Source organism: Syntrophotalea acetylenivorans (assembly GCF_001887775.1).
Taxonomy (GTDB): domain Bacteria; phylum Desulfobacterota; class Desulfuromonadia; order Desulfuromonadales; family Syntrophotaleaceae; genus Syntrophotalea_A; species Syntrophotalea_A acetylenivorans.
The window spans coordinates 497,775-522,886 of record NZ_CP015519.1 but is presented as its reverse complement, the minus strand read 5'-3'; the positions used below and the strand labels follow the sequence as shown (position 1 = coordinate 522,886).

Sequence of the window (25,112 nt, the reverse complement as noted above, 5' to 3'; positions counted from 1 at the left end):
CATGCCGCAACCGAAAGGTGTTCAAAAAGTCTGAATGGGAGGAAAATTTACAGCTGTCTGCAACGCATGGATTTGGCCGTTAACCTCGAAATGATCCCGCCCCATTCCAGGGTCGCTTTGCAGTACCAAATATTGACCCCGTGTTTCAAAAAAATCCAGATTGCCCCGTCGTTGATCGAGCACATCGCTCAGATCGGCAGGATGTACCTGAACCGGAAACTTCCCCTGCCCTGCCAATACCGTGGTCAAAGCCCGCCGCCAGAGGCGAGATCGCACCAGAGCACCAAAAGCGGGATGAAAAGGCCCGGCGACCAGCGCCTCATCGGGCACAAGAGAAGCGGTGGACTGCAGGCCTAAACGAATAACCGGAACACCGGCTTCTCGACAATGCCAAAGCATTTCAGCACAGAGGTCGACGGCCTCATCTAGACAAAGAGGCCGATACCGCCCTTGCAGGAAATCATTTTCCAGTGCTGTGTCTCGCAGTACAACCGCTGGATAAATACGCAAAAAGTCCGGCCTGAGATCCAGAGCCTTGCGTAACGATTGCAGGGCTTCCCCTGAGTCTGAACCCGGCAGGCCGGGCATCAATTGCAGCCCGACCTGAAAAGATCGGGAACGAAGCAGAGCAACAGCAGGCGCTACTACTTGCGGACCGTGCCCTCTTCCAGCGGCCTCCAGCACTTCACCGGAAAAAGACTGACAGCCTAACTCCACCGTGGTTACACCGCCCTGCTGCAACAGGTTAAGCTGCTCTTCGCCGATCGCATCCGGTCGAGTCGAAATTCGAACACCGGAAACCTGACCGTTCGCGATAAAAGGCTCCACCTGCTGCAGATAATCCATCTGCAAGCCTGGCTCCAGAAGAGTGAAGCTGCCCCCATAAAAAGCTACCTCGCCGGTGCCTTTCTCGGGCAACAGCAAGGGCAGGTCATTAGCGACCTGTTCGGGCGATGGAACTGAAGAATGGCCGGACACTTTCTGTTGCTGACAAAACCGGCATCGATGAGGACAGCCCACATGAGGAATAAAAAAGGGGTAGACCTTCATCCCTCGCTATCCGATAATCTGGAGATAGCAACCAAAGCAGCTAGTTGCTCGGCCTTTTTCTTTGTACTGCCCTGCCCCTGACCGAGAGGTTTATCAGCCAACCGTACCTCGACAGTATAGTGTCGCCGATGTTCTGGCCCATCCTCGCTAACGAGCACATAGTCGGGAATCTGAGCGTAACGAGCCTGGGTTATCTCCTGCAAATGGGTCTTATGGTCGAGTCCATGTTTACGCTGGGCCGCCTCGGCGATTGACTTGGCGAACAGCCGCTCAACCAGGACACAGGCCGAATCAAAACCGCCGTCGCTGAATACCGCACCCAGCAAGGCCTCAAGGGCATTGGCCATCAGACTGTCTTTTTCTCGACCGCCACTGCGCTCTTCGCCCCGCCCAAGACGTAAAAAGTGGCCGAGTTGCAATGTCCTGGCGACTATGGAGAGACCTTTTTCGCTAACCACCTCGGCCCGAATCCGGGTAAGCTCTCCTTCTTGGGCTGCAGGGAAACATCGAAACATATAGCGACTGACAACCAGGTCCAGTACCGCATCGCCCAAAAATTCCAGCCTCTCATTACAAGCTACGAGATCTCCGCGCTGTTCGTTACTATACGATTTATGGGTCAGAGCTTCGATCAACAAAGAACTATCGGAAAACCGATAGCCGAGATTATCCTGCAGACACTGCATGTCTTGATCTGTTTGCAAAGCATCTCCAAATCGAGCAAAACTTAGAGGTTAAACGGCTGAGAACAAGCGATAATCTTACACAATGGGTCCGATTAAGGCAACAACATGCTGACCCTTTACAGCTTTTACTCTTGATTCTTGACCGGCCCGTTCCTATAATTGCACGATTTACTTAAGGGGCACTCTGCGCATGGCACATTTCATTACCTTTGAAGGCATTGAAGGCAGCGGAAAAACAACCCAGATTGCTAAGGTGGCAGAACTTCTTCGTGGCCAAGGCTATAATGTTGTTACCACCCGTGAGCCGGGAGGTTGCCCTATCTCCAACGCCATACGAGAAATTTTACTTAACCCCGCCAACGATGCTCTTGAGAATCGCGCTGAGCTACTGCTCTACGCTGCGGCTAGAGCCCAGCATGTAGCGGAAGTCATACAACCGGCCCTGAAGCAGGGGCAAATCGTACTTTGTGATCGCTATACCGATGCGACTCTAGCCTACCAGGGTTATGGTCGCGGTCTCGACCTTGATCTTATCGAGGAGCTGAATACACTGGCCAGTGGCGACTGTCGGCCTCACCTAACCCTGTTACTCGACATGCCCCACGAGACCGGCTTGAAAAGGGCTTTAGAACGCAACGACACGCAAAACATGTGCGACGAAGGGCGATTTGAACAAGAGTCTCTCGATTTCCACAAGAGGGTCAGGGAAGGCTACCTGTTCCTTGCCCAAAAAGATCCGCAGCGCATGCAGGTAATCGACGCCACCGGCACCCCGGCCGAGGTGAGCGAACGACTGATCGCCTGCCTGCAAGCGTACCTTGATTCTGGAACAGGCTCATGACCTTTGCCAGCATCATCGGACACGACCGTCAGAAAGACCTGCTCCGGCGAGCGCTTTCAAGCGACAGGCTGTCCCACGCCTACCTTTTTGAAGGCCCTTCGGGGATCGGTAAACGGCTTATGGCACTGGCCCTGGCCAGAGCGGTTTTTTGCCAACAGGGTACCGGATGCGGTGACTGCGCTGCCTGTCGCAAGGTGGACCACCACAATCACCCCGACCTGCATTTTGTCGAAGCCGATGGCAGCAGTATCAAAATCGAACAGATTCGAACCATGCAAAAGGAACTTTCTTACCGGCCCCTTGAAGCACCCAAGAAAATCTGCGTGATCGATGACGCTGAAAAACTTAATTTGGCAGCAGGGAACGCCCTGCTAAAAACTCTGGAGGAACCGACAGCCAACACCTTGATTATTATGCTGTCGGCTCAGCCGGACGCTCTGTTGATTACCATTCGTTCCCGTTGCCAGCGCCTGCCCTTTGCCCGCATTGAACGTAAACGTCTCATGGAGGTCCTCTGTGAGCAGCTGGCAATTGATGAAACCGAAGCGCACATCCTGACCTCTTTAGCCAACGGCAGCTTTAAAAAAGCCCTGGGCAAAGATCGCGAACTCTATATAGAAGGTCGTCGCGACCTGCTGAAGACCCTGACTGGATTGACGCCGGGCAGCGTACTGCCACTATTCAATTTTGCGGAAAAACTGGCCCAGAACAAAGAACTTCTGCCGGAAATCCTCGAGATTTTTCAGGCATTTTATCGGGACCTGCTCCTCTATCACTACGGGCGTTCCGAAAACGAACTGGTCAATATCGACCTGATGAACAAAATACATCGAGTCGCCAGTGAAGAATCAACATCCTCGCTGCTTGGTAAATTGTCTGCGCTGGACCAGACACGCAGACAGCTTGCCCGCAACGTCAATCGACAACTGGCCGTTGAAGTTTTACTCATGCGCTTGGTCGCTTGAGCAAACCAACCACGGCTTTATAAACCCGCTTTCCCCAGATAGGACAATTCGACACGCCTTATGATTCGAATCGTTTCGGTTAAATTCCGCACTGCCGGAAAACAATACGACTTCCTGTGCAAAAACCTGGACCTTGCTGCTCAAGACCAAGTCATCGTTGAGACAGACCGCGGCCAATCCCTTGGTACCGTCGTTTCCTCGCCCAGGGAATGCGAACCCTCCCAGGCCCCTGACAAACTAAAGAGTGTACTCCGCCTCGCCACTGCCAAGGATATAAATATGGCTAAGCAATCGGCGGCTAAAGAAAAAACAGCTTTCGAATTTTGCCAGCAACGCATTCAGTCCCGCAATATGGACATGAAACTGGTCCGGGCTGAGTATCTTTTCGATGCCTCGAAGATTATTTTCTATTTTACCTCGGACGGACGGGTTGATTTTCGTGACCTGGTCAAAGACCTGGCTCATCATTTTCACACTCGCATAGAGATGCGCCAAATTGGTGTACGAGACGAAGCCAAAATTACCGGCGGCCTTGGAATCTGCGGTCGCGCCCTCTGCTGTTGCACCTTTTTGGTCAACTTCGCCCCGGTATCGGTAAAAATGGCCAAGGAACAGAACCTGGCTCTTAACCCCAATAAAATTTCCGGACAATGCGGAAGACTGCTCTGTTGTCTCAACTACGAGTACGACACCTATCGTGACCACCGTAAGGGACTGCCGAAATGTGGTCGCAAAGTGAAACATGAGGGCCTGGAAGGCATGGTGGTGTCTCAAAACGTTCTGGCCCGCAAAGTGACCGTCAGGCGAGAAGACAACGTGAGCGTTGAGGTTCCTGTTGACCAACTGGAACTGCTGGATAAAACCGCGGAAAAACAACCCCAGGCCCCTTCCCGCACCCGCGGCAAACAAAGTGCAGGCCGTCGGCAAGGTCCTCGCAAGAATGCTTCTGCCGAGGAGACGAAGGAACGGACAAAGAAACCGCAGCAAAAACAGCAACAAAAAACGGCGGAAAGTAGTGATGGGGACAAACCAGCCCGTAAAAAATCCCGTCGCAGACCCAGGCGCCGCCCTGCCAACAGCAAACCATCAGGAGACCAGAATGGATAAGCGTTATTACGTCACAACCCCTATATATTACGTCAACGATGTACCCCACATCGGACATGCATATACCACCGTGGCCTGCGATGTACTGGCCCGCTATAAAAGAGCCCAGGGGTATGACGTTTTTTTCCTGACCGGTACCGACGAACACGGGCAAAAGGTTGAAAAAGCCGCCCAGGCCAAGGGGGAAACACCTCTGGAGTTAGCCGATCGTGTAGTGAAGCGGTTTCAGGCTCTGTGGGACAAACTCAACATCAGCCACACAGACTTTATCCGTACCTCGCAAGAACGTCACAAAAAAGGGGTTCATCACCTCTTTAAAAAACTTTTTGCCTCCGACGATATCTATCTTGGTGAATACGAAGACTGGTATTGTACACCCTGCGAAACCTTCTGGACCGAAACCCAACTCATTGAAAGTTGCTGCCCGGATTGCGGCCGGCCGACGGACAAACTAAAAGAAGAATCCTATTTCTTCCGCATGAGTAAATACCAGGAAGCCTTGCTGCAACACATTGAGGCGAATCCTGACTTCATCCAGCCTCGTTCCCGGCGCAATGAAATACTTAATTTCGTTCGTGAAGGACTGCGAGACCTGTCCATCTCCCGCACCTCATTTTCCTGGGGTATTCCGGTGCCGGACAACGAAAAGCATGTCATCTATGTCTGGTTCGACGCCTTGACTAATTACATTACCGCCCTCGGCTATCCCGACGGTAACGATCAGAATTTTGATAAATTCTGGCCGGCGGATGTACATATCATCGGCAAAGATATTCTTCGTTTTCACACTGTCTACTGGCCGACCTTTCTCCTGGCCGCCGGCATCCCTCTGCCGGAAAAGGTGTTCGCTCATGGATGGTGGACAGTCGAAGGCCAGAAAATGAGCAAAAGTCTGGCGAATGTCGTAGAACCGAACATGCTTATCGACAAGTACGGGGCCGACGCCATCCGCTACTTCTTACTGCGTGAGGTTCCCTTCGGCCTCGACGGCGATTTTTCTCACTCTTCGCTCATTCATCGCATTAATTCGGACTTGGCCAACGACCTCGGCAATCTGGTCAGCCGCTCTACGGCCATGGTCAACAAATATTTTGATGGCGTACTACCCGCATCTGGCGCTCTGAACGAAGTGGATAAGGCTTTCGTCGGCCAGTTTGCACCGGTTATTGACCGAGTCGACCAACTCATGAACGAGCAGGCCTTTAATAAAGCCCTGCAAGCCATCTGGGAACTGATAAGCGCCGCCAATAAGTATATCGACGACAGCAGTCCCTGGGCCTTGGCCAAAGACCCCGCACAGCAAGAGCGCCTCGGCACTGTGCTTTACAATCTCCTCGAGGCCGTGCGCATCGTCGCCCTGCTGGTCGGGCCTTTCCTGCCCGATACCGCTCAGAGCATCATGGAAACCCTTGGTCAACCCGAAGAAAAACTGAACCTGGGTGACAACAGTCGCTGGGGTCTGCTTAAGCCGGGCACCGCCATTGCCAAGGCAGCGCCCCTCTTTCCCCGTATCGAAACAGAGTAAACAAGACCTTCATATAGTTGTTTGTGCTAAGGGGCGCTTTTGCGCCCCTTACTGTTGGAGAACCAAGATGAACAATAACTCCCCTGCCCTCATTGACACCCACGCTCACCTGGATAGTAAACGTTTTGCCGATGATCTGCCACAGGTCATCGAGGCGGCCAAAGAAGCCGGTGTAAACCATATACTTACCATCGGCTGCGACCTCGCCAGTTCCAGAGCCAGCGTCGAACTGGCGAAAACCTATTCCGAAGTCTATGCGGCTGTCGGCATTCATCCTCACGATGCTCGTGAAGCCACGATTGAGGCAATGGACCAGTTAAAGACCCTCGCCCAACAGGACAAAGTGGTGGCCATCGGTGAAATGGGCCTCGACTACTATCGCGATCACTGCCCCCACGATATTCAGCAAATGGCCTTTCGCCGTCAGATTGCCCTGGCCAGAGAAGTAGGCTTGCCGATTATTGTTCATGATCGAGAGGCCCATCAGGACGTACTGCAAATATTAAGGGAAGAACAGGCGAAACAAGTCGGCGGAGTACTGCACTGTTTCAGTGGCGATTTAGCTATGGCCCAAGCCTGCATCGACATGGGGTTTTATATTTCCTTCCCAGGCACTTTGACCTACCCCGCCAACCAGGCATTGCGTGATGTGGCTGAAGCCATCAGCACCGACCACGTTCTTCTGGAGACGGACTGCCCTTACCTTGCCCCGCAACCATGCCGGGGCAAACGCAACGAACCGGCTTTCGTTCGCTATACGGCTGAGGAACTGGCGCGTATCAAAGGCCTATCGCTTGCCGATATCGCCCGTATTACCCGCCTCAACACCTTTCGCTTATTCGGCATTGGCGAGCCAGATCAAAACAGCCGCATTGCTTATCCAATACGTGATGCGCTTTATCTCAACATCACCAACCGCTGCAGCAATCAATGTGTTTTTTGCGCAAAATTCAAGGATTTTACCGTTAAAGGCCACGCCTTGAAGCTGAAAAGGGAGCCAACCGTTGAAGAGATTAAACGGGCTGTCGGGAGCGTTCAAAACTATCGAGAGGTGGTTTTTTGCGGCTATGGCGAACCCTTGCTTCGCCTGGATTTAGTCAAAGAAGTGGCCGCCTGGCTGCACGAACAAGGAGTCCGGGTCAGAATAAATACCGACGGCCAGGCCAATCTGGTGCATCAACGAAATATCCTCCCCGAGCTGGCCGGTCTGGTGGATGCCATCTCCGTATCTCTCAACGCGGCCAATGCCGCGGATTATCAGCGAATTTGCCAGTCGGACTTCGGCGAAGCAGGATATGAAGCGGTCAAAGATTTTTTGCGGGAAGCTAAAAAACACATTCCGTCGGTAACCGCCAGCGTCGTAACCCTACCGGGCATCGATGTAGAATCCTGTCGTAAAATAGTTGAAGAAGAACTCGGGGTAAAATTTTTGATCAGAAAATATAACGAGGTGGGCTGATAATAAGCTAGGTAATTTCAGGGGAAAGGCGCTCAAGCATTGAGGGCCGCACAGTAGGAATGATAGATTGCCTCACCGGCACAAAAGCGAATAATTTTGACCCCCATCCCACCTTTCTTAACTCTCCGCAGAAGGTTGGGTGGAACCCTTTTGGCCCACTGGACTCTTGCTTCCAGCCTGACTTCCTGGTTGTTCGCCATAACCATAACAACGATCAACAGAGTTCCCGGACGACAAACGCTGCTGCTTTGGATAAAGAACCCCTGCCGGGTAATATCGCAGGTGAAACCGATCCGTTTCGGCTCATCCGGGCCGAACCGAAGTTCCAGTCGTCTATTTTTACGGAGACTCAGCCGCTTTTCAGTCATGTGCCGTCCTTTCTCGAAGCCCACCCACATTAAACCACTTTAGGCAAAAAGAAAAGCCCCCTATGCAGTGTATGCTTTACATTACGCCAAAAAAAACGCCTGTCCTCTTCGACAGGCGTTTTAGTAACTGCATTATTTAATGATGTGGGCCCGGTTCCTTAAAGGGTAAAACCTTGGCCGATGTGCCACAACGGCGCTTGTTTTCAAGAACCTCACGGGGGTCGTTGATCACCGCCTGAAACTCTTGGAATTGGCGCCAAAATATTTCTACCATTGCGTTCATACGCGCAATAGGATCTTTATATTTTTTGAGTTGGTGTTCAATTTTGCGCTGGATTCCATAGGCCTGGGCTTTGAATTCATCGGGAACATCATCCAATGCCTGTCGAATCAAGTCGCTGCTAAGCCGTTCAAATTCTTCCGGGTCTTTTTGGTAGACCCCCTGTAATTGCTCGTAGATATTATCCGATTTTTGGATATGACTTTCCATAATAGGCTCCTTACCCCGTTAGATGCGCCAGCTCTATCTAATCACAGGGTGAATTGGAACATGTCCAAAACCTTTTGAGCACTGTCTAGAAGATTCATTCCCTATATAATTAACATTATGCAAGATTTTCTCTAATCGGCAACCATTTGCCAATCAATAACCCGGCCTGGATCCTGCTGCTGAATAATTACTTTAACTCCTCCACCTCCGGTGACCTCTCCACACAGCAAACCTACGTTACTATTCGAGGAAGTGATTATTAGCAAGAAGATAAAAAGGCGGCAGGAAAACTACGTCTTTGAAGAGTAGAAAATGACGGACTTTATACTTGGCAGGGGCCTTAAATAGCGCTACGATAACGCCATTATAGTCAAGGAGGGTTTCGCATGCCCAGAAAAGGTATCAGGTACGAGCAGGTCGCCGAGGCTTGTGCCGTTCTGGAAAAGTCTCAACAGCTGAGCGTCCGCGCCATTCAGGCGCGAACCGGCGGGTCGATGACCACGGTGCTCAAACACTATCGCCGCTGGCAACGGGAACGTTCAGGACAGGCGGGAGTCGAAACAACCATCTCCGACCGGTTGCGCCATGCCCTGCTGAGCGAATTGGAAGAAGCCGCTGCTCAGGCCCGCCATGCAGGTCAGAAGGAGATAAAGGAAGCGCAACAGCAAATTGACCAGTTAAAAAAAGAAACGGAGAAGAAACAGTTACGTTTCGCACAACAGTTTCAAATCGCCCAGCAACAGAAAAGGCTGCTGGAGAAAAAGTTACTTGATGCAGAGCAACGGGCTGCAACTGCTGAAAAACAACTGCGCAGCGCCCAAGACCGCCTGAACACTGCGCAGAAGTCTCTTCAAAGAGAGCGGCGCAAACAACTGCTCAAAGGAACAATTCTGCAAAAAGCACAAGACCTCAAGCCAGTCGGGGAAGACCCAACACCAGGACAGGAACAAAAAGACCAGGTTCTGGAAGAATCACCCAAAATATCTACGGCACAAAAAAAAGCACCTGCCACCAAAAAACCGAAAAAAAAGGTCCAGCAAAGTTTATTCGATTTTTAGCGATATACCGAAACCAGCTATAGCCGCTGGCCGCTCCCTACGGTTTACCTTTGAAATAGCTGTTAGTCCTTACTTTTGGGCAATTGGATCGACTTGACTTCTAAAAACTCCTCCAGGCCATACCGACCCAACTCACGGCCATTGCCCGACTGCTTATAACCGCCAAAAGGAGCGAGCAGGTTATACGGGCCGCCGTTCACCTCAACCTGACCGGCCCTTAAACGTCGGGCCATAGTCAACGCCTTCTGATCGTCTCCCGACCAGACAGCCGCAGCCAGTCCATAATCGTTATCATTCGCCATATCCACCGCCTCATCCTCGTTTCGATAACACAGGATAGACAACACCGGGCCGAAAATCTCTTCGCGAGCAATGGTCATCTCCGGGGTAACTCGGCCAAAAATGGTCGGCTGCACATAAAAGCCTTTATCCAACCCGCATGGCAGTTCTACGCCGCCGCATAGAAGCATTGCCCCTTCTTCAACCCCTTTAGCGATATATTCCCTGACCCGTTGCTGTTGCCGGGCTGACACCAACGGTCCAAGTTTGGCTTTACCCTCTGCAGGATCACCCACGGTAAATGTCGCAGCACCGGCCACAGCCAATGCCGTTACCTGATCATAAAGGTCCTCCGGCACGATTAACCGAGTCATGGCGTTGCAAGTTTGCCCCGAATTAATGAAACAACTATTAAGGGTTGCTTTAATAACAGCAGCAAGGTCGGCATCATCCAAAAGCAACGCTGCGGATTTGCCGCCGAGTTCCAGAGCGACTCGCTTAACCGTAGCCGCTGCCAGCTCAGACACACGTTTCCCAGCCCGGGTGGATCCGGTAAAGGAAATCATATCAACCCCGGCATGGCCAGCCAGGCTTTCTCCGGCACTCTTACCCGAACCGCTGATCAGGTTGAAGACCCCGGCGGGCAAACCCGCCTCAGCAACAACCTCTGCCAGCAAAAATGCATTCAAGGGAGTTTCTTCGCTTGGCTTGAGAACTACGGTACAGCCAGCCAGCAGTGCCGGGGCGACTTTGGCCACAATCTGATGCAGCGGATAGTTCCACGGAGTGATACAGGCGACCACACCAACCGGCTCCCGTACCACCAATGAGTTCCCAATTCGCTCTTCTGCAAAATCCTCGCTCAGACCGGCGTAGAATTCCATATTGGCAATGGGTAAAGCGGACTGAATCCTCTGGGAGAACTTCAGAGGCATCCCGAGTTCAGCAGTAATCGTCGCAGCCAGCTCTTCGGACCTTGCTTGCAGCCCTTCCGCCAACTTTTTCAACCAGGCGGCCCGTTGAGCTACAGAAGTATTGCCCCATTCGGTAAAAGCGGCCCGGGCCGCACGGACTGCGTCATCAACATCCTGCTCTCCGCTGGCCGGCACCATGGCGATTATCTCTTCGGTAGCCGGGTTGACAACCGGGTGTTTTTCCTGACCCTGCGCAGCAACCCATTGCCCGTCAATATATAGTTTGTCACGGATAATCATTGTTGGCCCCTTTTATGTGCAACCTTATAGTTGATAGAAATCAAAGCCTCTTTCACCAAAACAGGTTAACATGACTTACATGAAACCGACAAACAGACTACATAACCTCCTTAAGCAGAGGAAACTACGCCGCGACCTTAAAACACTGGCTCTGTTTACCGCGATCTACTGCCGGAACCACCACCAGGGCACAAAAAATAGGTTTACGCCAAAGGAGCTGCCCGTACCTGTGCCGGAGTTTGATCGTCATACCTACTGCAACGAATGCCAAGAGCTTTTAAACTATGCCGTTTCCCGCCGCTTACGCTGCCCCCTCGACCCGAAACCGACCTGTCGTCGATGTCCGAAAAACTGTTACACCCAGACGAAACGTGAGGAAATTCGAGAAGTGATGTCCTTTAGCGGCCCTTACCTCGTTAAACATGGACGATTCGATCTGCTCTGGCGAATGTATTTCGGCTGAATCTGGTAAACACCTCGTGATACCTCGTGGTCTTTGCCTGCTCCACCGAAAAAACATAGTGTCTAAACCGGCAAGTTCAAATGACTCCAGGGGCTTGAGGGAATTTTGACCTGTAAGGCTCTGGCCGTTTCAGCACCTCTTGTATCGCAGCAAGGGGCAAAGGTTTGCTGAAGAAAAAGCCCTGGGCGAGTTCGCAGCCCTGCTCAATCAGAAATTGAACCTGATCCTCAGTTTCCACCCCTTCGGAAACAACACGCATACCCAGGTTCTGAGCCATCCGAATGATGGTTTTAACCAGGATGGCATCTTGTTGGCTATGGCAAACCTGCTCCATGAACGAACGATCGATTTTCAGCTTGTCGATGCGGAATCGCTTCAAATAACTAAGGCTGGAATATCCAGTGCCAAAATCATCCAGGCTGAGGCCGACACCGATATCTTTAAGATGATTCATAACCGATTCCACCGAGTTGGAGCTCTCCAGAAAAATATTTTCCGTTACTTCCAAAACCAGTTGATGCGGCGGCAGGGAGTACTCAATGAGTGTCTGTTCTACGAAGCCCGCAAAATCCCTGTCAAAGATCTGCCGGGCCGAAACGTTGACGGAGACCGACAATTCCGGCAGCCCCAGGTCTCGCCAATGCTTCATGTCCCGGCATGCGGATTTAAGAACCCACTCACCGAGAGCAACGATGAGATTGGAATCTTCGGCCACCGGAATAAACTGGTTTGGTGGAATCAAACCATTGATCGGATGGCGCCAGCGAACCAAGGCCTCCATGCCGGCGATTTGCATGCCAGGCAATTTGATAATGGGCTGATAATGTAATTCCAGTTCATCGAACTGAAGGGCATGGCGCAATTCTTTCTCGATTGTCAAACGATGCTGTATCCGCTGGTTGATCTCCTGCCGGAAAAACTGAACGTTGTTGCGTCCGGACTCTTTGGCAAAATACATGGCGGCATCAGCGTGTTCGAACAGAGTTGAAAAGTCGTCACCATCTACGGGGAAAACTGCTACCCCCAAACTGGCACTAATAGCATGAGGCACCCCCTCAAGATTGAAAACCGGTTCAAAACATTCAAGCACCTTGTGAATCAAGGCTGATACCGCAGCGGTTTTCTGAAGGTCAGTGAAAAGAAGAACAAATTCATCACCGCCGATGCGGCACACCGTATCACTGGTCCGGACGGCCTCAAGGAGTCGTTCGGCGACATCGCACAACAATTGGTCTCCCTGAAGATGCCCATGGGAATCGTTGATAGACTTGAAGCCGTCAAGGTCCAGAACACACAAGGCCATTTTGGTATCGGTCCGCAGGGCATGCCCTGCGGCACACTCGAAATGCTCTGCAAGCAAAGTACGATTGGGCAGTCCGGTCAACTGATCATGATGAGCCAAAAAAGCTATCTTTTCTTGATCCTGTTTTTGTTCGGTAATAAATCGGGCTTGCTGAATGTTCTGGTAAGCAGAAACCGACAATTGATTAGCCAGGGTATATAAAGCCTGTGCGACTTGTTTGAACTGCTCCCGGGGCATAACGGGAAGTTCCCGAAAAGCCTCAACCATGGCGTTTTCGTCAGCCCCGATTTCCAGGACATGGGCCCGCAAATCTGCCTCGGTTTGGCCTGGATCACGTACCTGTTCAACAATCCAGGTCGCGATATGGCAGCCTCCTACCAGAATGGAAGCGCCCGCATTCATGAGGCCAGCGGTCAGACACTTGGAAAGTGTTGGCCCCTGAGCGGCAGGCCGCCCCAATAAAACCTGGGAACGACGGCAACTCACCGTACCTTTGTCTGTTCCCTGAACGATCTCCCGGCAGAGATGGTGGAAATTGCTCGGCATGGTGATCGGTGCACCATCCGGGGTAATAATGACCGAAGCGACACCGGTAGCCTTGGCGAAATCGTCCTGAAGGCGTTGAATATCTTCTAAATTAAATAATTCTTCAAAGGTCATGCAGATAGCGTCGTCCAGCGGGCGTGTCAATGCCAGAATCCGCTTCTCCAGCGCATCTTCGGTCCGTTTCTTGTCGGTAATGTCATGAATAATGGAATAGAGCAGCGATCGACCAGAAACCAGTACCGGACCACTGAAAACTTCTACATCTCGTACCGATCCGTCGGCCCTACGATGGCGGAACAAAAAATGACCGGCCTGCTGCCTGTGCGCCCGGTCAAGCTCCGACAACAGTTCCTCCTGCCTCAAAAGGGTATTGATATCACTGATGTTTTTTTTGCAGAGTTCCTCCCGACTCCAGCCATACCAAGAGGCCGCCGCCGGGTTGGCATCAACTACTGCACCGGTTGCCGGATCCAGTACCAGCATGACCGCATGATTGTTCTCAAAGAGACTACGGTAGCGAGCCTCGCTTTCGGTCAGGGCTTTCTCGGCCCTTTTGTGGTCCGTAATGTCGAGTGCGGTGAAAGTGACCCCCTGCGATAGATCATTTGGATCCAAAGGGGCCGAAGCCAACCAGACATCTCTTATGCTGCCGTCTTTTCGTTGCCATCGGGTCTCAACAACCCCGGTGCCCATTGCCTTTATTTGATCGTACTTCGGCTTGCCAGCAGCTTCATAATCTTTCTGAGAGGGATACAACATTCGAGAGCTGTTGCCGATGAGCTCCTTGGGGAGATATCCCGTCATTTCAGAGATGCGTTGGTTAACCTCTAACAGAACTCGATTACGCACCACCCCAATCCCTGCAGGGGCCACTCGAAAAACGCTTTGAAGTCGCTCTTCGCTTAACCGCAACGTCTCTTCGGCTTGCTTGCGAGCGGTAATATCCAAATGAGTTCCGACCATCCGAAAGGGCTGCCCTTCTTCGGTCCGGGAAGTAATTTTCCCCCGAGAAAGAATCCAAATCCAATGGCCTGCTTTATGTCTCAAGCGGCATTCACATTCGAAATAGTCGGTTTCTCCACGGAAATGGCACTGCAAAGCCTCTTCGACCCTCTGACTATCTTCAGGATGTAAAAGTCTTTCCCAGGCTTTGATGCTGACGGGGGAGATTTCCGCCAACGTATACCCGATCATATCGGCCCAACGATCGTTGAAGCACGTCTCGCCGGTTTTAATATTCCATTCCCAGGTGCCCACTCCCGTCCCCCACAGTACACTGGCCAAACGCTCCCTTTCATCCCGCAATTGCTGACGATGGCGATATTCCTTGGTAACATCGCGGAAGACCAGAACCGCACCGATCACCGCACCGCTCAGATCAAGGATAGGGGCGCAACTATCGGCGATATGGCATTCGGTGCCGTCACGACGGAGAAGTAAGGTGTGATTGGCAAGGTCTACACTCAGGCCCTCTCGAAGGCACTCTTCCACCGGGTTTTCCACCACGGTTCGGGTTTTGGCGTTGACGATGGGAAATATTTCCTGGATGGAGCGCCCCACCGCTTCGCCGGCCTTCCATCCGGTCAGCTCTTCAGCCACCCCGTTAAGGCTGACGATCCGCCCTGCCCTGTCGGTGCTGATTACCCCGTCACCGATAGAACTCAATGTGGCGGACAGGCGTTCTTCGCTTTGACGCAATTGAGCCGTGCGCCTTTTCACTTGCGATTTCAACAACAGGCTGTTGAAAAAAAACAGGATGGAGATGCCACCGGCGACCAACAGCATGATCTTCAAGTAGAGCGGGAGAAATTTCCGTTCTACCTTGAAACCCAGCCAATAGGCCAGCTGCCGATAATAGAAGGAGTCTTTATCATTTTTCCAGCGGAACAGGGTCTGGTCGATCTGCCTGAGGAGTTCGGCGTGCTGTCCTTTCTTGCTGACAAAATAAATAGAGAAAGGTGAAAATTGAATCGAACTCGGGACCAGGTCGTACTCTTTGGCGTGGCGCAAGCCGTAGTGCTGAGGGGCGACACCGGCTGCCACCTCACCGTTTTGAACCGCAGCGAACACGTCGGAAAAATGAGGTAATTCCCGAATATGGGGGTCCACCCCAAGCTTTTTGGTCATCTGGATAAAATTCTGGCCGCTGATATCGTGGCGCATTATCGCCACAGGTTGCCCGGCCAAGGCGGAGATATTCACCTCGGAAGCACCCGGCTTGACAAAAACCTGCCCCCATAACTCCACTGTTGGCTGCACGGTGTAATCCAGAACCTCGGCCCGCCGTTGAGAATAGGCCGCCGACATGACCAGGTCGATGTCACCGTTCTGCAAGCGCGCAAGGCCTTCAGCCCAGCTTCCTCCGACAAAGGTCAGCTGCCAGTCGTGTTCTTCGGCCATCCTGTTTAACAGAGCCGGATTAAGGCCTTGGGCCTGCTTGTTTTCATCGAGATAATTGATGGGTTCAAACGGAAAAATGCCGACCCGAAGCTGTTTCTGGGCGGCTTGAACGAGTCCGGGAAAGAAGAGCAGGAAAAGAACAAAAAGTACAACACGACGAATTATAGGCATTCTATCCATCCAAGCAATCATGGGAGCGAAATAGAGTCCGTGACTGGTACATCCTGAATTAACTCCTGGCCAAAACCTAAACGAGGAGAACTTAAGCCAAAGGACAGCTACAAAGGGATAAAGTATCGGCTAAGGAAACAATTTTTGCCGGTTATTGGCCACCCCATGTCCTATGTAAAACAATTTTAGTTTACAACTTCCCATAAGGCAAAGGGAAACCACCGTGATACACCGAGGAAACTTAACTGGTGGATACCAGGTGGGTACGCGCATGCACTTAAAGGTTCAAGGCTTGCGGATTTCATCAATCGGTGCAGATGCGGAAAAAAGGCATCGATTATTGACCGTAATCAAGTCCATCAAGACATAACGGTGTCAATATCGACTCAACAGAAAACAAAACACCTATCCTTGCTTGGGGGCTTATTATGATACGCAATATCGTAAAAATTGACGAAAAGAAATGTAACGGATGCGGGCTCTGCGTTCCTGCCTGTGCAGAAGGAGCCATTCAGATCATCAATGGGAAAGCCAAGCTGATTGCCGACAATCTCTGCGATGGCCTCGGTGCCTGTCTCGGTGATTGCCCGCAAGACGCCATCACCATAGAAAAACGGGAAGCCAACGAGTTTGATGAACAGGCGGTCGTCGCAGCACAACAGGCGGTTAAACCTCCGGTCCACGGTGGTGGGTGTCCCTCTGCGCAGGCACAGAAACTTGCTCCGCCTTCCAAAACGGTTATAGCTGGAACCGATGCAGGACCTTCGCAATTGGGCAACTGGCCTATTCAGCTCAAACTGGTTCCACCGACAGCTCCTTTTCTGGCCGAAACCGATCTGTTGCTCGCAGCCGATTGCGTACCCTTTGCCTATCCGGACTTTCACCAGAAATATCTGGGCGGAAAAACCCTGTTGATTGGATGCCCCAAACTGGACGATGTCGAAGCTTATGTAGAAAAACTGACTGCCATCCTGATCCAAAACAACATCAAGAGCTTGGCAGTGCTGCATATGGAAGTACCTTGTTGCACGGGACTTCTCAGCCTTGCTCGGCAGGCACTGGCTGCCAGCGGCAAGGACATCCCCTTTGAATCGGTTATTATCGGCATAAAAGGGGATGTGAAATAATCCAGCGCAAACAGGTTTTAGCTCACAGGGGGCGTCGGGCTTGACGGACCGAAACGAATTTTGTAGTCGTCTCAGAGTAAGTTCGGCCCCCTTAGAGAATATCCAGGGGGCTGACCATATCCCCCCTTTGCTTCTGCAGATCAATCAACCGTTTCCGCTGATCTTCCAATAAACTGAATACGATTTGTGGAATGCCGGTCAAGCCTCTATAGTGCTCAACGATACGTTTGATTTTTGATAGATTTTGCGAAATACGTATGGCGAATTGCCGCGCATACTGTTGCCGGGAATAATCCTTGTCCAGCACCTGATGAAACAGGTTTGCCAAGTCATCGTATCGAGGCAAAAAACCTGTCGGTCCACGAACTGCCGTACATTCTCCGTGCACCCGAAGTTCCATCCATTTCAACCACACCGCCTTGTCACACTTTTCATTGAGATAGTTTCCCCTCTCATCGGTCAGCCAGTAATTGGTAGCAAATATCTGCGGCGGCCGGTCCAACTGTTTACTAAAATCCAGATAGTGGTGCAAATACCTCCCCAGTGGGATCGACAGAAAGTCGAGGATCGCCATTGGATTGAATTTTCGCACCCCTTGAGCGCCGTGGGTTGCAGCGGTGCTTTCGCTCTCAAGCGCTGCACCAAAGGTAATTACGCCGTGTTGCCAATCAAAGCTTTCCAACACCGGAACCGCGGTGTCGCTGTCCCGGCCTCCGAAAATGATTCCTCCCAGCGGAACGCCAGCAGGCTCTTCAGCCTTCGGATCAAGGTTTTTCAGTCGATTTAAGCGCAGGGTGAATCGCGCGTTACCCCGGTAAGATGCTGCGATCTCTTCTCCATAACAGTCAGTAAGTCCCGGTCGCCAGCGTCCCGCATAGTTGACCCCCTGTTTCGGCAATGTCCGGCCCATACCATTCCAGTAAGGCTTACCGTCACTGATCAACACATTGTTGAAGATCGTTTCATCCACCGTGTTCAACGCGCGAAAAAGCACCGGATCATCATCCTCATTTAGATCTTCAATGATCCCAAAAATACCTCGTTCGACATTGACCGCCCGTGCCTGGCCGTCTATGGCACGGATATAGGCCAGATCGTCACCGACCACCGTTTCTTTCTGCAGCAAGGCAGTGGAGGTCTTGCCACAAGCGCTCGGGTAGGCGCCGGAAAAATAGGTTACTCTTCCAGCGGGTCCATGCACCCCCATGAGGAACATATGCTCTGCCAGCCAGCCTTCACGTTCAGCCTTGCGAATAGCCAGCCTCAACGCCAGCTTCTTTAATCCGACAGTATTGCCTGCATATTGGCTGTTGGCGCAATAGACCAGGTTTCTTACTATATCGATATAGATCCGGCGGCGATCGCTATCTATACTGACTCCATTTTCCAACCGGCCGGCAGAATGCAGCATGGCAAAAAAGGGGATATCCGAATCGCCATGTCGAAACTGTTCGTACCCCGGTCGGTAAAGCAAGTCTTCACTGTGAGCGACATAAGCTGAATCGGTGATCTGCACGCAAAGAATGCTGAATGGCGAAGCAGTCGGCCCCAAGCAAAAGAAGCGCACCAGCATTTCCTTACCGGCCATGATATTGCGCATGATCGATTGTATCTCGGTCAGCCCCTCCTGCCGTTCGATGCTGTTCAATTCCGCTACATCCGGACATTCGGCCGGCACCAGATAACGGGTATGTTCTTTGTCCCGAGCCTGATCGTTCTGACGGCTGTTGATATAACCATCGAAATGGACCGTATTGCCGGCCATAGCCAGCGGCCGTTCCTCGCCATCGGCCATGGCCTTGGCCCGAATCCTGGCGGCATCTTCTATGCTGTCATCATAAACCAGAACCTGATCGGGATTACAGAGCTCTATCGCCTCAGCCAGAAATTGGTTGATGCGCTTGTTGCCCAAAGCAGCGACCTTTGCCAGGCCCGCAACATCAAGCCGCTTAGTTAGCAGTTGCCACGAGGAATCGGCACATTCCTTCCCTCTTTCCCCTTTGAGCATCGCCTTGGCCATAACCACACCTCCTGCCTTAAGGGGTTCTGTGCTTTAATTTTATCGTAAAAACCTCCTTTTCTCAGAAACAAAGACGGCCCGCACACATTAATAATGTGTGCGGGCCGTCTTTGTTTTAATACTTCCTTGCCGAAATCCGGGAGAAGACTGTTCTACTTGACGAGCAATTCCGTGATAAAGCGACCGCCGACAGTCTCAAACTCAACCGCGAATCGCTCGGTTTTCCCCGTCGCCTCGCAGGTATACCCTCGCCCGGAAATAACTGACGGGATCGACAACTGCACATCCTGATCCTGGTCGGGCAACAGGTATTTGATACCGCCGGCGACCATGTTGGCCAACTCGCCGATGGCGTCCTTAACTTCATCGTTGACTTCGTCAAGATCCAGTTCTAAAAACGCATTGGTGATGGCAATAGCCACCTTCGCAGGTAGATGAATAACCACCGTTCCCCGCAGATCGCCGGCAAAACCGATCATACCAGAGAGCATGCGCTGTTCAGAGCTGGAAACCGGCTCGCTCGAAAGGGCCTTAACCTCCAAAAAAAGCATGGTGGAAAAGATCTCTCCCACCGCCTGATCAATAATTCCTTTATAGTCCATCGTGAGGAAGCCCTTCTCGTGCCTAGAAAGATCGGTGATTTAGAAGCATGTCGCCCAGTTGCAACAGCCTTAAAATATCTTAGAAATATAAATAAATTCTATATTTACGGCATTATAGAGTTTTGTGTCAAGCTCGAAAAGATTTTTTCAACCTGGGAAAAAGAGTCAGTCACTACCCAACAGAGAAAACCGGGGTTCTTCAATCGCCTGGCCGCGGCAGGCTGGACATTTACCCGGTTTATGAAAACGCTGGCGTTTTTCGAAGATAAACCCGCACTTCTTGCACCTGGCCGGCTCAATGCGAAGGGACTTCCCCTGCTTCTTAAAGCTGCGTCGAATGTGCTCCAAATGATCATAAACCTGTTTTTCAGGCATACCGATCTCCATCGACAGATCCTTGGCGGAAACGGACCGCTGCTGCAGCACCGCAACGATCTGCTGCCGCAACGTGGCGGCCCGTTCGACAGGCACCGGAGGTCTAAGGGCTTGTTTATCGGCCACAACAATTCCTTTCAGTGGTTGCTTTCCTTGTCAAGCTTAGCACACATAGACTGTTTTCTGTGCCCTTCTTCTTCTTGACTTACGCAAAACTTACGCATACACTTTGATCATCAATCACAGGAGTTTTGCATGAGCCCGATAACCCCGAAACAAAAACAGGTGTTTGAGTTTATTTCACAATACATCGAAAGCCAGGGCTTTGCCCCTTCGCAGCAGGAGATTGCCAAGGCCTTCGGTTTTCGCTCTCTCGGCACAGTCCAGAACTATCTGGTCCGCCTGGAACGCGAGGGGCTGTTGAGCCGCAACTGGAACGGTCGTCGCAGTCTGCGCCTGGCAGCCGCCGCCGAACCCGAACAGGGCATGAAGCTGCCGTTGGCCGGAACCGTTGCAGCCGGTAAACCAATCGAAGCCATAGAAACATCTGATTCCATTGATGTCCCGCCAGCCATGGTCGGTACAGGAGAGCACTTTGTACTGCATGTTGCCGGCGATTCGATGATCGATGACGGCATCCTTGACGGCGACTACGTCGTAGTACGCAAACAGGTCACAGCCGAAAACGGTCAGACAGTGGTTGCTCTACTCGATAATGAAGCCACCGTCAAACGGCTGCATCGCAATGGCCAGAGCATTGAACTGCATCCCGCCAACCCTACCATGCAACCCATTACCGTCGCCGCCGATGTGCCCTTCGGGATCGAAGGAGTGGTAGTCGGAGTGATCCGTCACTACCGTTGATATGACGCGCGATATTCTTCATCTGGCAGTGCCAGATTTTGACGTCGCCCTGGCGCGAGCCGTCGATCCCTCGCTGCGCCACCGGCCTCTGGCCGTGGCAGCCGGCCAGAGTCAGGGCAGCCTGTTACGCTGCGTTTCAGACGAAGCCCGCCGGGACGGCGTTATCGCCGGCATGAACGTTCACCTGGCCCGCAAGTGCTGCCCGGCCCTGCAACTGCTGACACCCCGACCGGAATTGGTCAGTAAAGCAGGCCAGGTTTTGCAAAACCTGGCCCGTCACTACAGCCCCCTGTGGGAACCAAACGGCGAGGGGCGATTGTTTCTTGACCTGACCGGCAGTCGACGATTGCTCGGTTCCCCCCTTGATGTCGCCACTCGCCTTGAGCGACAGATCGCCGACCGATTGCGGGTGCCGGCGATGTGCGGTGTGGCCGGCAATAAATTGGTGGCTCGCATGGCCGGCAGTTACCTTGATCGTCCGGGTATCTGCGACGTGTTGCGCGGCAGTGAGCGAAACTTCATTGCTCCTTTGGCCGTTTCCAGCCTGCCGGGGATCGGCAGGATGCGAAGCGAGCGGTTGCTGCAGGATCTCAATCTACGCCGAGTGGAGCAAATTGCGGCCTTGTCCATCGCACAATTGGAACCGATCTGCGGCCCTTTTTCCGCCCTGTTGCAACAACGCTCCCACGGCATTGATCCCGACCCCGTTCGGCCCCCACAACGAAAAATGATTGTCACCGAGGAAGCACTGCTGGAGAAGGCCAGCAACGAAGAAACTGCGATCCGGGCGGCTCTGGGTCGTTTGGCCGAAAGGTGCGGACTGCATCTGCGTCGCCTGGGCCGCGGCAGCAAACGACTACGTCTGGTCCTGGTCTATGCCGATGGTTACAGCGCTGAACGGCGTCTGACTTTAGCCGCACCCTGCCATCTGGATTTGGATCTTATGACTGCCGCCGACGAGCTGTTACAACGGGCCTGGCAACGCCGCATTCGCCTGCGCTTACTGCGATTAAGCTGTGAGCAACTGGTTGCGCCCAGCCGGCAGTTGAGCTTATTTTCCGCGCCACAAACAACACGGGCCAGCGACACCCTGCAGAGCGCTTTAGATGAACTTCGCTACCGTTTTGGAAATCAGTCGCTGGGCTGGGGCCGTAACATCTGAAAGACACCATGAGTTCCTTCGTCCACCTTCATGTTCATTCATCTTTTTCGCCCAACTGGGGGTTACACACTCCGCTCGCGTTATGTGCTGCTGCGCGAGACCTGGGCATGAAGCGGTTGGCACTGACCGATCGCAATGGTCTCTACGGTTTACCCGATTTTATTGCCGCCGCAAAACGCACCGGCATCATTCCCCTAGTCGGCAGCGAATTGATCAACGGCCGACAGCGAGCTCTCCTGCTGGTCCGTGACCAAGCCGGTTATCGCAATCTCTGCCGGCTAATCTCGGCCTTGCATAATGATTCCAACTTTGACCTTGCAACCACTCTGACCCGTCGCCGGTCCGGACTGTTCGTTATCAGTGATGATCGCGATCTGCTCACCTGTTTGAGTCAGCAAGATCGCCATAGTCTCTATGTTGAGCTTTCCCCCGGGCACACCCTGGAAGCATCACGAAAGCTGTCTGAGCAACTGCAATTGCCGCCCGTTGCCACCACGCGAGCGACCTTTCTTCATGATGACGATCACCAGCTACACCGCGTATTGCGGTCCATTGCAGGAAACACGACCCTGTCCCGCCTGTCGGACACCGATTGTGCCAATCCCGAGGCCCGGCTCTGTTCGGTTCAGGATCTGGCCGCCCGCCTGCCCCACTGTCCCGAGGCGGTAAAAAATGCCGCACAGATCGCAGCTGCCTGTAAAACCGACTGGGAATTCAGGGAGACAATTTTTCCTCGCTACGAAAATCTGACAGACCATAGGGCCGCTTCGGAATTAACTAAGAGGGCTAAAAATGGGGCGTTGTGGCGCTACGAAGCCCTCAACGACCGCATTGAAAAACGTCTGACTAAAGAGCTGGATCTCATCGTTCACAAAGGTTTCGCGCATTATTTTCTGGTTGTGCAGGAGTTGGCCGGTCGGTCGCCGCGCACCTGCGGCCGGGGCAGCGCCGCCGCTTCATTGGTCGCCTATTGCCTTGGCATTACCCACGTCGACCCCTTACGCTACAACCTGTTTTTCGAGCGGTTTCTTAACGAGGGAAGACAAGACCCTCCCGATATCGACATCGATTTTCCCTGGGATGAGCGGGACGAAATTCTCGATTTTGCTTTTGCACGGTACGGCCGCCAACGAGCCGCCATGGTCGCCAATCAGGTGGGCTTCAAAAGCCGCTCCGCTCTGCGGGAGATTGCCAAGGTGTTCGGTCTGCCCGCCGCCGAAATCAAATCGATAACCGATCGGCTGGCCAGTTGCTGGTCGCCGGCCAAAGGCGTTCAGGCCTTGCAAAACCATCCGCTGTTTCAAGACGAAGACCTGCACGAAGACTGGCAAACCATCGTCGCACTGGCCAGCCGACTCAACGGCCAGTTGCGCCACCTGTCCCAGCACTGCGGCGGATTGGTGGTGGTCCCTGACGACATGCGTTGTTATGTACCGGTGGAAACCTCCGCCAGCGGCCGCCCTCTCATTCAGTGGGAAAAAGACCAGACGGAAGCGGCCGGTCTGGTAAAGATCGACATTCTCGGCAACCGCTCGCTGGCGGTCATCCGCGACGCTCTCGCAGCCATTCAACAATACCATGGCAAGAACATCGACTATCGCAGTTGGCAGCCCTTGAGCGACGACAAGACCCGCGCTCTGCTCAGCGCCGGGAAAACCGTCGGCTGCTTTTATATCGAGTCACCGGCAACCCGCCAACTGCTGCAGAAGATGTGGAGGCGGCAGCCGTTGCCCGGCGAAGACGACCTGTTTGAGCACCTGGTCATGGCTTCGTCGATTATCCGCCCGGCAGCCAATCGTTTCATTCGCGAGTTCGTCTCCCGCATGCGGGGCAAAGCCTGGCGCCACCTGCACCCCGACTTGATGCCTATCCTTGAGGAAACCTACGGACTGGCCGTCTACCAGGAACAGATCACCCAAATTTCCATGGCCCTGGCCGGGTTCTCCGCCAGCGAAGGCGATCAGTTACGCAAGATCGTTAGTAAAAAGGACAAGCATCAACGGCTGAGTGACTTTCATCAACGTTTCCTCTCCGGAGGAGAAGAACGGGGAATCGACAAACCGGTTCTTGAACAAGTCTGGGAGCAGATTCTATCCTTTGCGGGTTATTCTTTCTGCAAGCCTCACTCGGCATCCTATGCTCTGGTCAGCTGCAAATCGGCCTGGCTCAAGGCCAACTACCCGGCTGAATTCATGGCCGCTGTGATCAGCAACGGCGGCGGCTACTATTCCACCCTCGGTTACCTGTCTGAAGCGCGTCGCCTGGGTCTGACCGTTTTGCCCCCCGATATCAACCAGAGCGACTACCCCTATCGCGGTTGCGGCAAAGAACTGCAAGTCGGATTTCTCCAGATCGTCTCCCTCACCCGCCAGGCAATCGAAAACCTGTTAAAAGAGCGTGAGCACCACGGTCCCTTTGCCGATTTTGCCGATTTTCTGGCGCGGTTGCCGCAATTGTGCGAAAGCGATATCAGACTGCTGATCAAAGCGGGTTGTTTTGATCAGCTGGAGGGAGCGGATAGACGACCGCAGCTGGTTTGGCTGCTGCTTAACAGGCGGCAGCAGGTAAAACCGGACAGCTGCGGCCTGTTCGCCGAACCACCACCGGACGTACCTGATTTGCCTCCCTGCGAGCGCAACATCTTAAGGGCCCAGGAGTTGGAGAGCCTCGCCCTGCCCGTCTCCCACCATCCTCTGGATCACTGCCGCATGGCCATTGCTCGCAGCGGTGCTGTCCCTGCAGCCGCTCTGTCTCGTTGGATCGGGCGTCACGTTACTCTGGTCGGTTGGTGGGTCACCGGCAAGCCGATTCGCACTCACGAAGGACGCCCCATGGAATTCGCCACCTTTGAGGACCACAGCGCCCTGTTCGACGCCACCCTGTTTCCCGCAATCTACGACCGCTTTTGTCGGTTACTGGCTCAGCCCCGCCCCTATCTGGTCAAGGGACTGGTCGAGGAAGAATTCGGCGTAATTTCGCTCAATGTGAAATGGTTGGGTTTTCTGCAAGACTGAATACAACGACAACGGCCCGCTCC

Annotated in this window: 20 protein-coding genes; 11 read left to right on the top strand and 9 right to left on the bottom strand. The window is 52.9% G+C overall.

Annotated elements, in window-relative coordinates:
* Window positions 1-21: 21 nt before the first annotated feature.
* Both A7E78_RS02395 and rnc read right to left on the bottom strand, forming a co-directional pair.
* Window positions 22-1,050, bottom strand: a complete 1,029-nt coding sequence (locus A7E78_RS02395) for an elongator complex protein 3 (protein ID WP_072282759.1) — start codon at window positions 1,048-1,050, stop codon at window positions 22-24.
* Window positions 1,047-1,754 carry a ribonuclease III gene (rnc, locus tag A7E78_RS02390; RefSeq protein ID WP_235606784.1) on the bottom strand — a complete coding sequence of 236 codons (708 nt, stop codon included), beginning with the start codon at window positions 1,752-1,754 and terminating at the stop codon, window positions 1,047-1,049. The genes A7E78_RS02395 and rnc overlap by 4 nt, the downstream gene beginning before the upstream one ends.
* A 172-nt stretch (window positions 1,755-1,926) precedes the next feature.
* On the opposite strand from rnc, the gene tmk reads away from it, so the two are divergent.
* From tmk to A7E78_RS02365, 5 genes are all read left to right on the top strand, one after another.
* Window positions 1,927-2,577, top strand: coding sequence for a dTMP kinase (gene tmk / locus A7E78_RS02385; RefSeq protein ID WP_072282758.1), 651 nt, complete (start codon window positions 1,927-1,929; stop codon window positions 2,575-2,577).
* The gene (gene holB / locus A7E78_RS02380; protein ID WP_072282757.1) at window positions 2,574-3,542 is read left to right on the top strand and encodes a DNA polymerase III subunit delta'; all 969 of its coding nucleotides are present in this window, start codon (window positions 2,574-2,576) and stop codon (window positions 3,540-3,542) included. The genes tmk and holB overlap by 4 nt, the downstream gene beginning before the upstream one ends.
* A 60-nt stretch (window positions 3,543-3,602) precedes the next feature.
* Window positions 3,603-4,649: a PSP1 domain-containing protein gene (locus A7E78_RS02375; protein ID WP_072282756.1), complete on the top strand. Its 1,047-nt coding sequence runs from the start codon at window positions 3,603-3,605 to the stop codon at window positions 4,647-4,649.
* Window positions 4,642-6,174 carry a methionine--tRNA ligase gene (metG, locus tag A7E78_RS02370; protein ID WP_072282755.1) on the top strand — a complete coding sequence of 511 codons (1,533 nt, stop codon included), beginning with the start codon at window positions 4,642-4,644 and terminating at the stop codon, window positions 6,172-6,174. Before A7E78_RS02375 ends, metG begins: the two co-directional genes overlap by 8 nt.
* 67 nt (window positions 6,175-6,241) lie before the next feature.
* Window positions 6,242-7,633, top strand: coding sequence for a TatD family hydrolase (locus A7E78_RS02365; RefSeq protein WP_072282754.1), 1,392 nt, complete (start codon window positions 6,242-6,244; stop codon window positions 7,631-7,633).
* A gap of 32 nt (window positions 7,634-7,665) precedes the next feature.
* On the opposite strand, the gene A7E78_RS02360 is transcribed toward A7E78_RS02365, so the two are convergent.
* Window positions 7,666-8,001, bottom strand: a complete 336-nt coding sequence (locus A7E78_RS02360; RefSeq protein ID WP_072282753.1) for a PilZ domain-containing protein — start codon at window positions 7,999-8,001, stop codon at window positions 7,666-7,668.
* A gap of 136 nt (window positions 8,002-8,137) precedes the next feature.
* Entirely contained in the window at window positions 8,138-8,491 is a 354-nt protein-coding gene (locus A7E78_RS02355; protein ID WP_072282752.1) for a DUF3135 domain-containing protein, read from the bottom strand.
* Between the two features lie 386 nt (window positions 8,492-8,877).
* Here A7E78_RS02355 and A7E78_RS02350 point away from each other — a divergent pair, with 386 nt between their 5' ends.
* Complete coding sequence (locus A7E78_RS02350; protein WP_072282751.1) at window positions 8,878-9,549, top strand: DNA-binding protein; 672 nt, start codon at window positions 8,878-8,880, stop codon at window positions 9,547-9,549.
* 62 nt (window positions 9,550-9,611) lie between these two features.
* Here the strand turns inward: A7E78_RS02350 and A7E78_RS02345 are convergent, their stop codons facing one another.
* Window positions 9,612-11,042, bottom strand: a complete 1,431-nt coding sequence (locus A7E78_RS02345) for an aldehyde dehydrogenase family protein (protein WP_072282750.1) — start codon at window positions 11,040-11,042, stop codon at window positions 9,612-9,614.
* Between the two features lie 70 nt (window positions 11,043-11,112).
* Between A7E78_RS02345 and A7E78_RS02340 the strand changes: the two genes are divergently transcribed.
* Entirely contained in the window at window positions 11,113-11,505 is a 393-nt protein-coding gene (locus tag A7E78_RS02340) for a nitrous oxide-stimulated promoter family protein (protein WP_083552564.1), read from the top strand.
* Between the two features lie 76 nt (window positions 11,506-11,581).
* Here the strand turns inward: A7E78_RS02340 and A7E78_RS02335 are convergent, their stop codons facing one another.
* Entirely contained in the window at window positions 11,582-15,925 is a 4,344-nt protein-coding gene (locus A7E78_RS02335; protein WP_072282749.1) for an EAL domain-containing protein, read from the bottom strand.
* A gap of 428 nt (window positions 15,926-16,353) precedes the next feature.
* Here A7E78_RS02335 and A7E78_RS02330 point away from each other — a divergent pair, with 428 nt between their 5' ends.
* On the top strand, window positions 16,354-17,052 hold the full coding sequence (locus A7E78_RS02330) for an ATP-binding protein (protein WP_072282748.1): 699 nt from the start codon (window positions 16,354-16,356) through the stop codon (window positions 17,050-17,052).
* A gap of 91 nt (window positions 17,053-17,143) precedes the next feature.
* On the opposite strand, the gene A7E78_RS02325 is transcribed toward A7E78_RS02330, so the two are convergent.
* From A7E78_RS02325 to A7E78_RS02315, 3 genes are all read right to left on the bottom strand, one after another.
* Window positions 17,144-19,072, bottom strand: a complete 1,929-nt coding sequence (locus A7E78_RS02325; protein WP_235606783.1) for a phosphoenolpyruvate carboxykinase (GTP) — start codon at window positions 19,070-19,072, stop codon at window positions 17,144-17,146.
* 152 nt (window positions 19,073-19,224) lie between these two features.
* Window positions 19,225-19,674 (bottom strand): chemotaxis protein CheX, encoded by a 450-nt coding sequence (locus A7E78_RS02320; RefSeq protein ID WP_072282747.1) that lies wholly within the window; start codon window positions 19,672-19,674, stop codon window positions 19,225-19,227.
* A gap of 165 nt (window positions 19,675-19,839) precedes the next feature.
* Window positions 19,840-20,175, bottom strand: coding sequence for a transcriptional regulator (locus tag A7E78_RS02315; protein WP_072282746.1), 336 nt, complete (start codon window positions 20,173-20,175; stop codon window positions 19,840-19,842).
* A gap of 129 nt (window positions 20,176-20,304) precedes the next feature.
* On the opposite strand from A7E78_RS02315, the gene lexA reads away from it, so the two are divergent.
* The 3 genes from lexA to A7E78_RS02300 are packed head-to-tail and all read left to right on the top strand — an operon-like array spanning window position 20,305 to window position 25,089.
* The gene (lexA, locus tag A7E78_RS02310; RefSeq protein ID WP_072282745.1) at window positions 20,305-20,913 is read left to right on the top strand and encodes a transcriptional repressor LexA; all 609 of its coding nucleotides are present in this window, start codon (window positions 20,305-20,307) and stop codon (window positions 20,911-20,913) included.
* A gap of 1 nt (window position 20,914) precedes the next feature.
* Window positions 20,915-22,075, top strand: coding sequence for a Y-family DNA polymerase (locus tag A7E78_RS02305; protein ID WP_072282744.1), 1,161 nt, complete (start codon window positions 20,915-20,917; stop codon window positions 22,073-22,075).
* 8 nt (window positions 22,076-22,083) lie between these two features.
* Window positions 22,084-25,089, top strand: coding sequence for a DNA polymerase III subunit alpha (locus A7E78_RS02300; protein ID WP_072282743.1), 3,006 nt, complete (start codon window positions 22,084-22,086; stop codon window positions 25,087-25,089).
* Window positions 25,090-25,112 lie beyond the last annotated feature (23 nt).

Excerpts from the sequence above, each read along its gene's own strand:
- A7E78_RS02360 (WP_072282753.1), bottom strand. The coding sequence starts at position 8,001 with ATGACTGAAAAGCGGCTGAGTCTCCGTAAAAATAGACGACTGGAACTT.
- A7E78_RS02340 (WP_083552564.1), top strand. The coding sequence starts at position 11,113 with ATGACTTACATGAAACCGACAAACAGACTACATAACCTCCTTAAGCAG.
- A7E78_RS02320 (WP_072282747.1), bottom strand. The coding sequence starts at position 19,674 with ATGGACTATAAAGGAATTATTGATCAGGCGGTGGGAGAGATCTTTTCC.
- metG (WP_072282755.1), top strand. The coding sequence starts at position 4,642 with ATGGATAAGCGTTATTACGTCACAACCCCTATATATTACGTCAACGAT.
- A7E78_RS02395 (WP_072282759.1), bottom strand. The coding sequence starts at position 1,050 with ATGAAGGTCTACCCCTTTTTTATTCCTCATGTGGGCTGTCCTCATCGA.
- A7E78_RS02365 (WP_072282754.1), top strand. The coding sequence starts at position 6,242 with ATGAACAATAACTCCCCTGCCCTCATTGACACCCACGCTCACCTGGAT.
- A7E78_RS02345 (WP_072282750.1), bottom strand. The coding sequence starts at position 11,042 with ATGATTATCCGTGACAAACTATATATTGACGGGCAATGGGTTGCTGCG.
- A7E78_RS02375 (WP_072282756.1), top strand. The coding sequence starts at position 3,603 with ATGATTCGAATCGTTTCGGTTAAATTCCGCACTGCCGGAAAACAATAC.
- A7E78_RS02305 (WP_072282744.1), top strand. The coding sequence starts at position 20,915 with ATGACGCGCGATATTCTTCATCTGGCAGTGCCAGATTTTGACGTCGCC.
- holB (WP_072282757.1), top strand. The coding sequence starts at position 2,574 with ATGACCTTTGCCAGCATCATCGGACACGACCGTCAGAAAGACCTGCTC.
- A7E78_RS02330 (WP_072282748.1), top strand. The coding sequence starts at position 16,354 with ATGATACGCAATATCGTAAAAATTGACGAAAAGAAATGTAACGGATGC.
- A7E78_RS02350 (WP_072282751.1), top strand. The coding sequence starts at position 8,878 with ATGCCCAGAAAAGGTATCAGGTACGAGCAGGTCGCCGAGGCTTGTGCC.
- A7E78_RS02300 (WP_072282743.1), top strand. The coding sequence starts at position 22,084 with ATGAGTTCCTTCGTCCACCTTCATGTTCATTCATCTTTTTCGCCCAAC.
- A7E78_RS02325 (WP_235606783.1), bottom strand. The coding sequence starts at position 19,072 with ATGGCCAAGGCGATGCTCAAAGGGGAAAGAGGGAAGGAATGTGCCGAT.
- A7E78_RS02335 (WP_072282749.1), bottom strand. The coding sequence starts at position 15,925 with ATGCCTATAATTCGTCGTGTTGTACTTTTTGTTCTTTTCCTGCTCTTC.
- A7E78_RS02355 (WP_072282752.1), bottom strand. The coding sequence starts at position 8,491 with ATGGAAAGTCATATCCAAAAATCGGATAATATCTACGAGCAATTACAG.
- tmk (WP_072282758.1), top strand. The coding sequence starts at position 1,927 with ATGGCACATTTCATTACCTTTGAAGGCATTGAAGGCAGCGGAAAAACA.
- lexA (WP_072282745.1), top strand. The coding sequence starts at position 20,305 with ATGAGCCCGATAACCCCGAAACAAAAACAGGTGTTTGAGTTTATTTCA.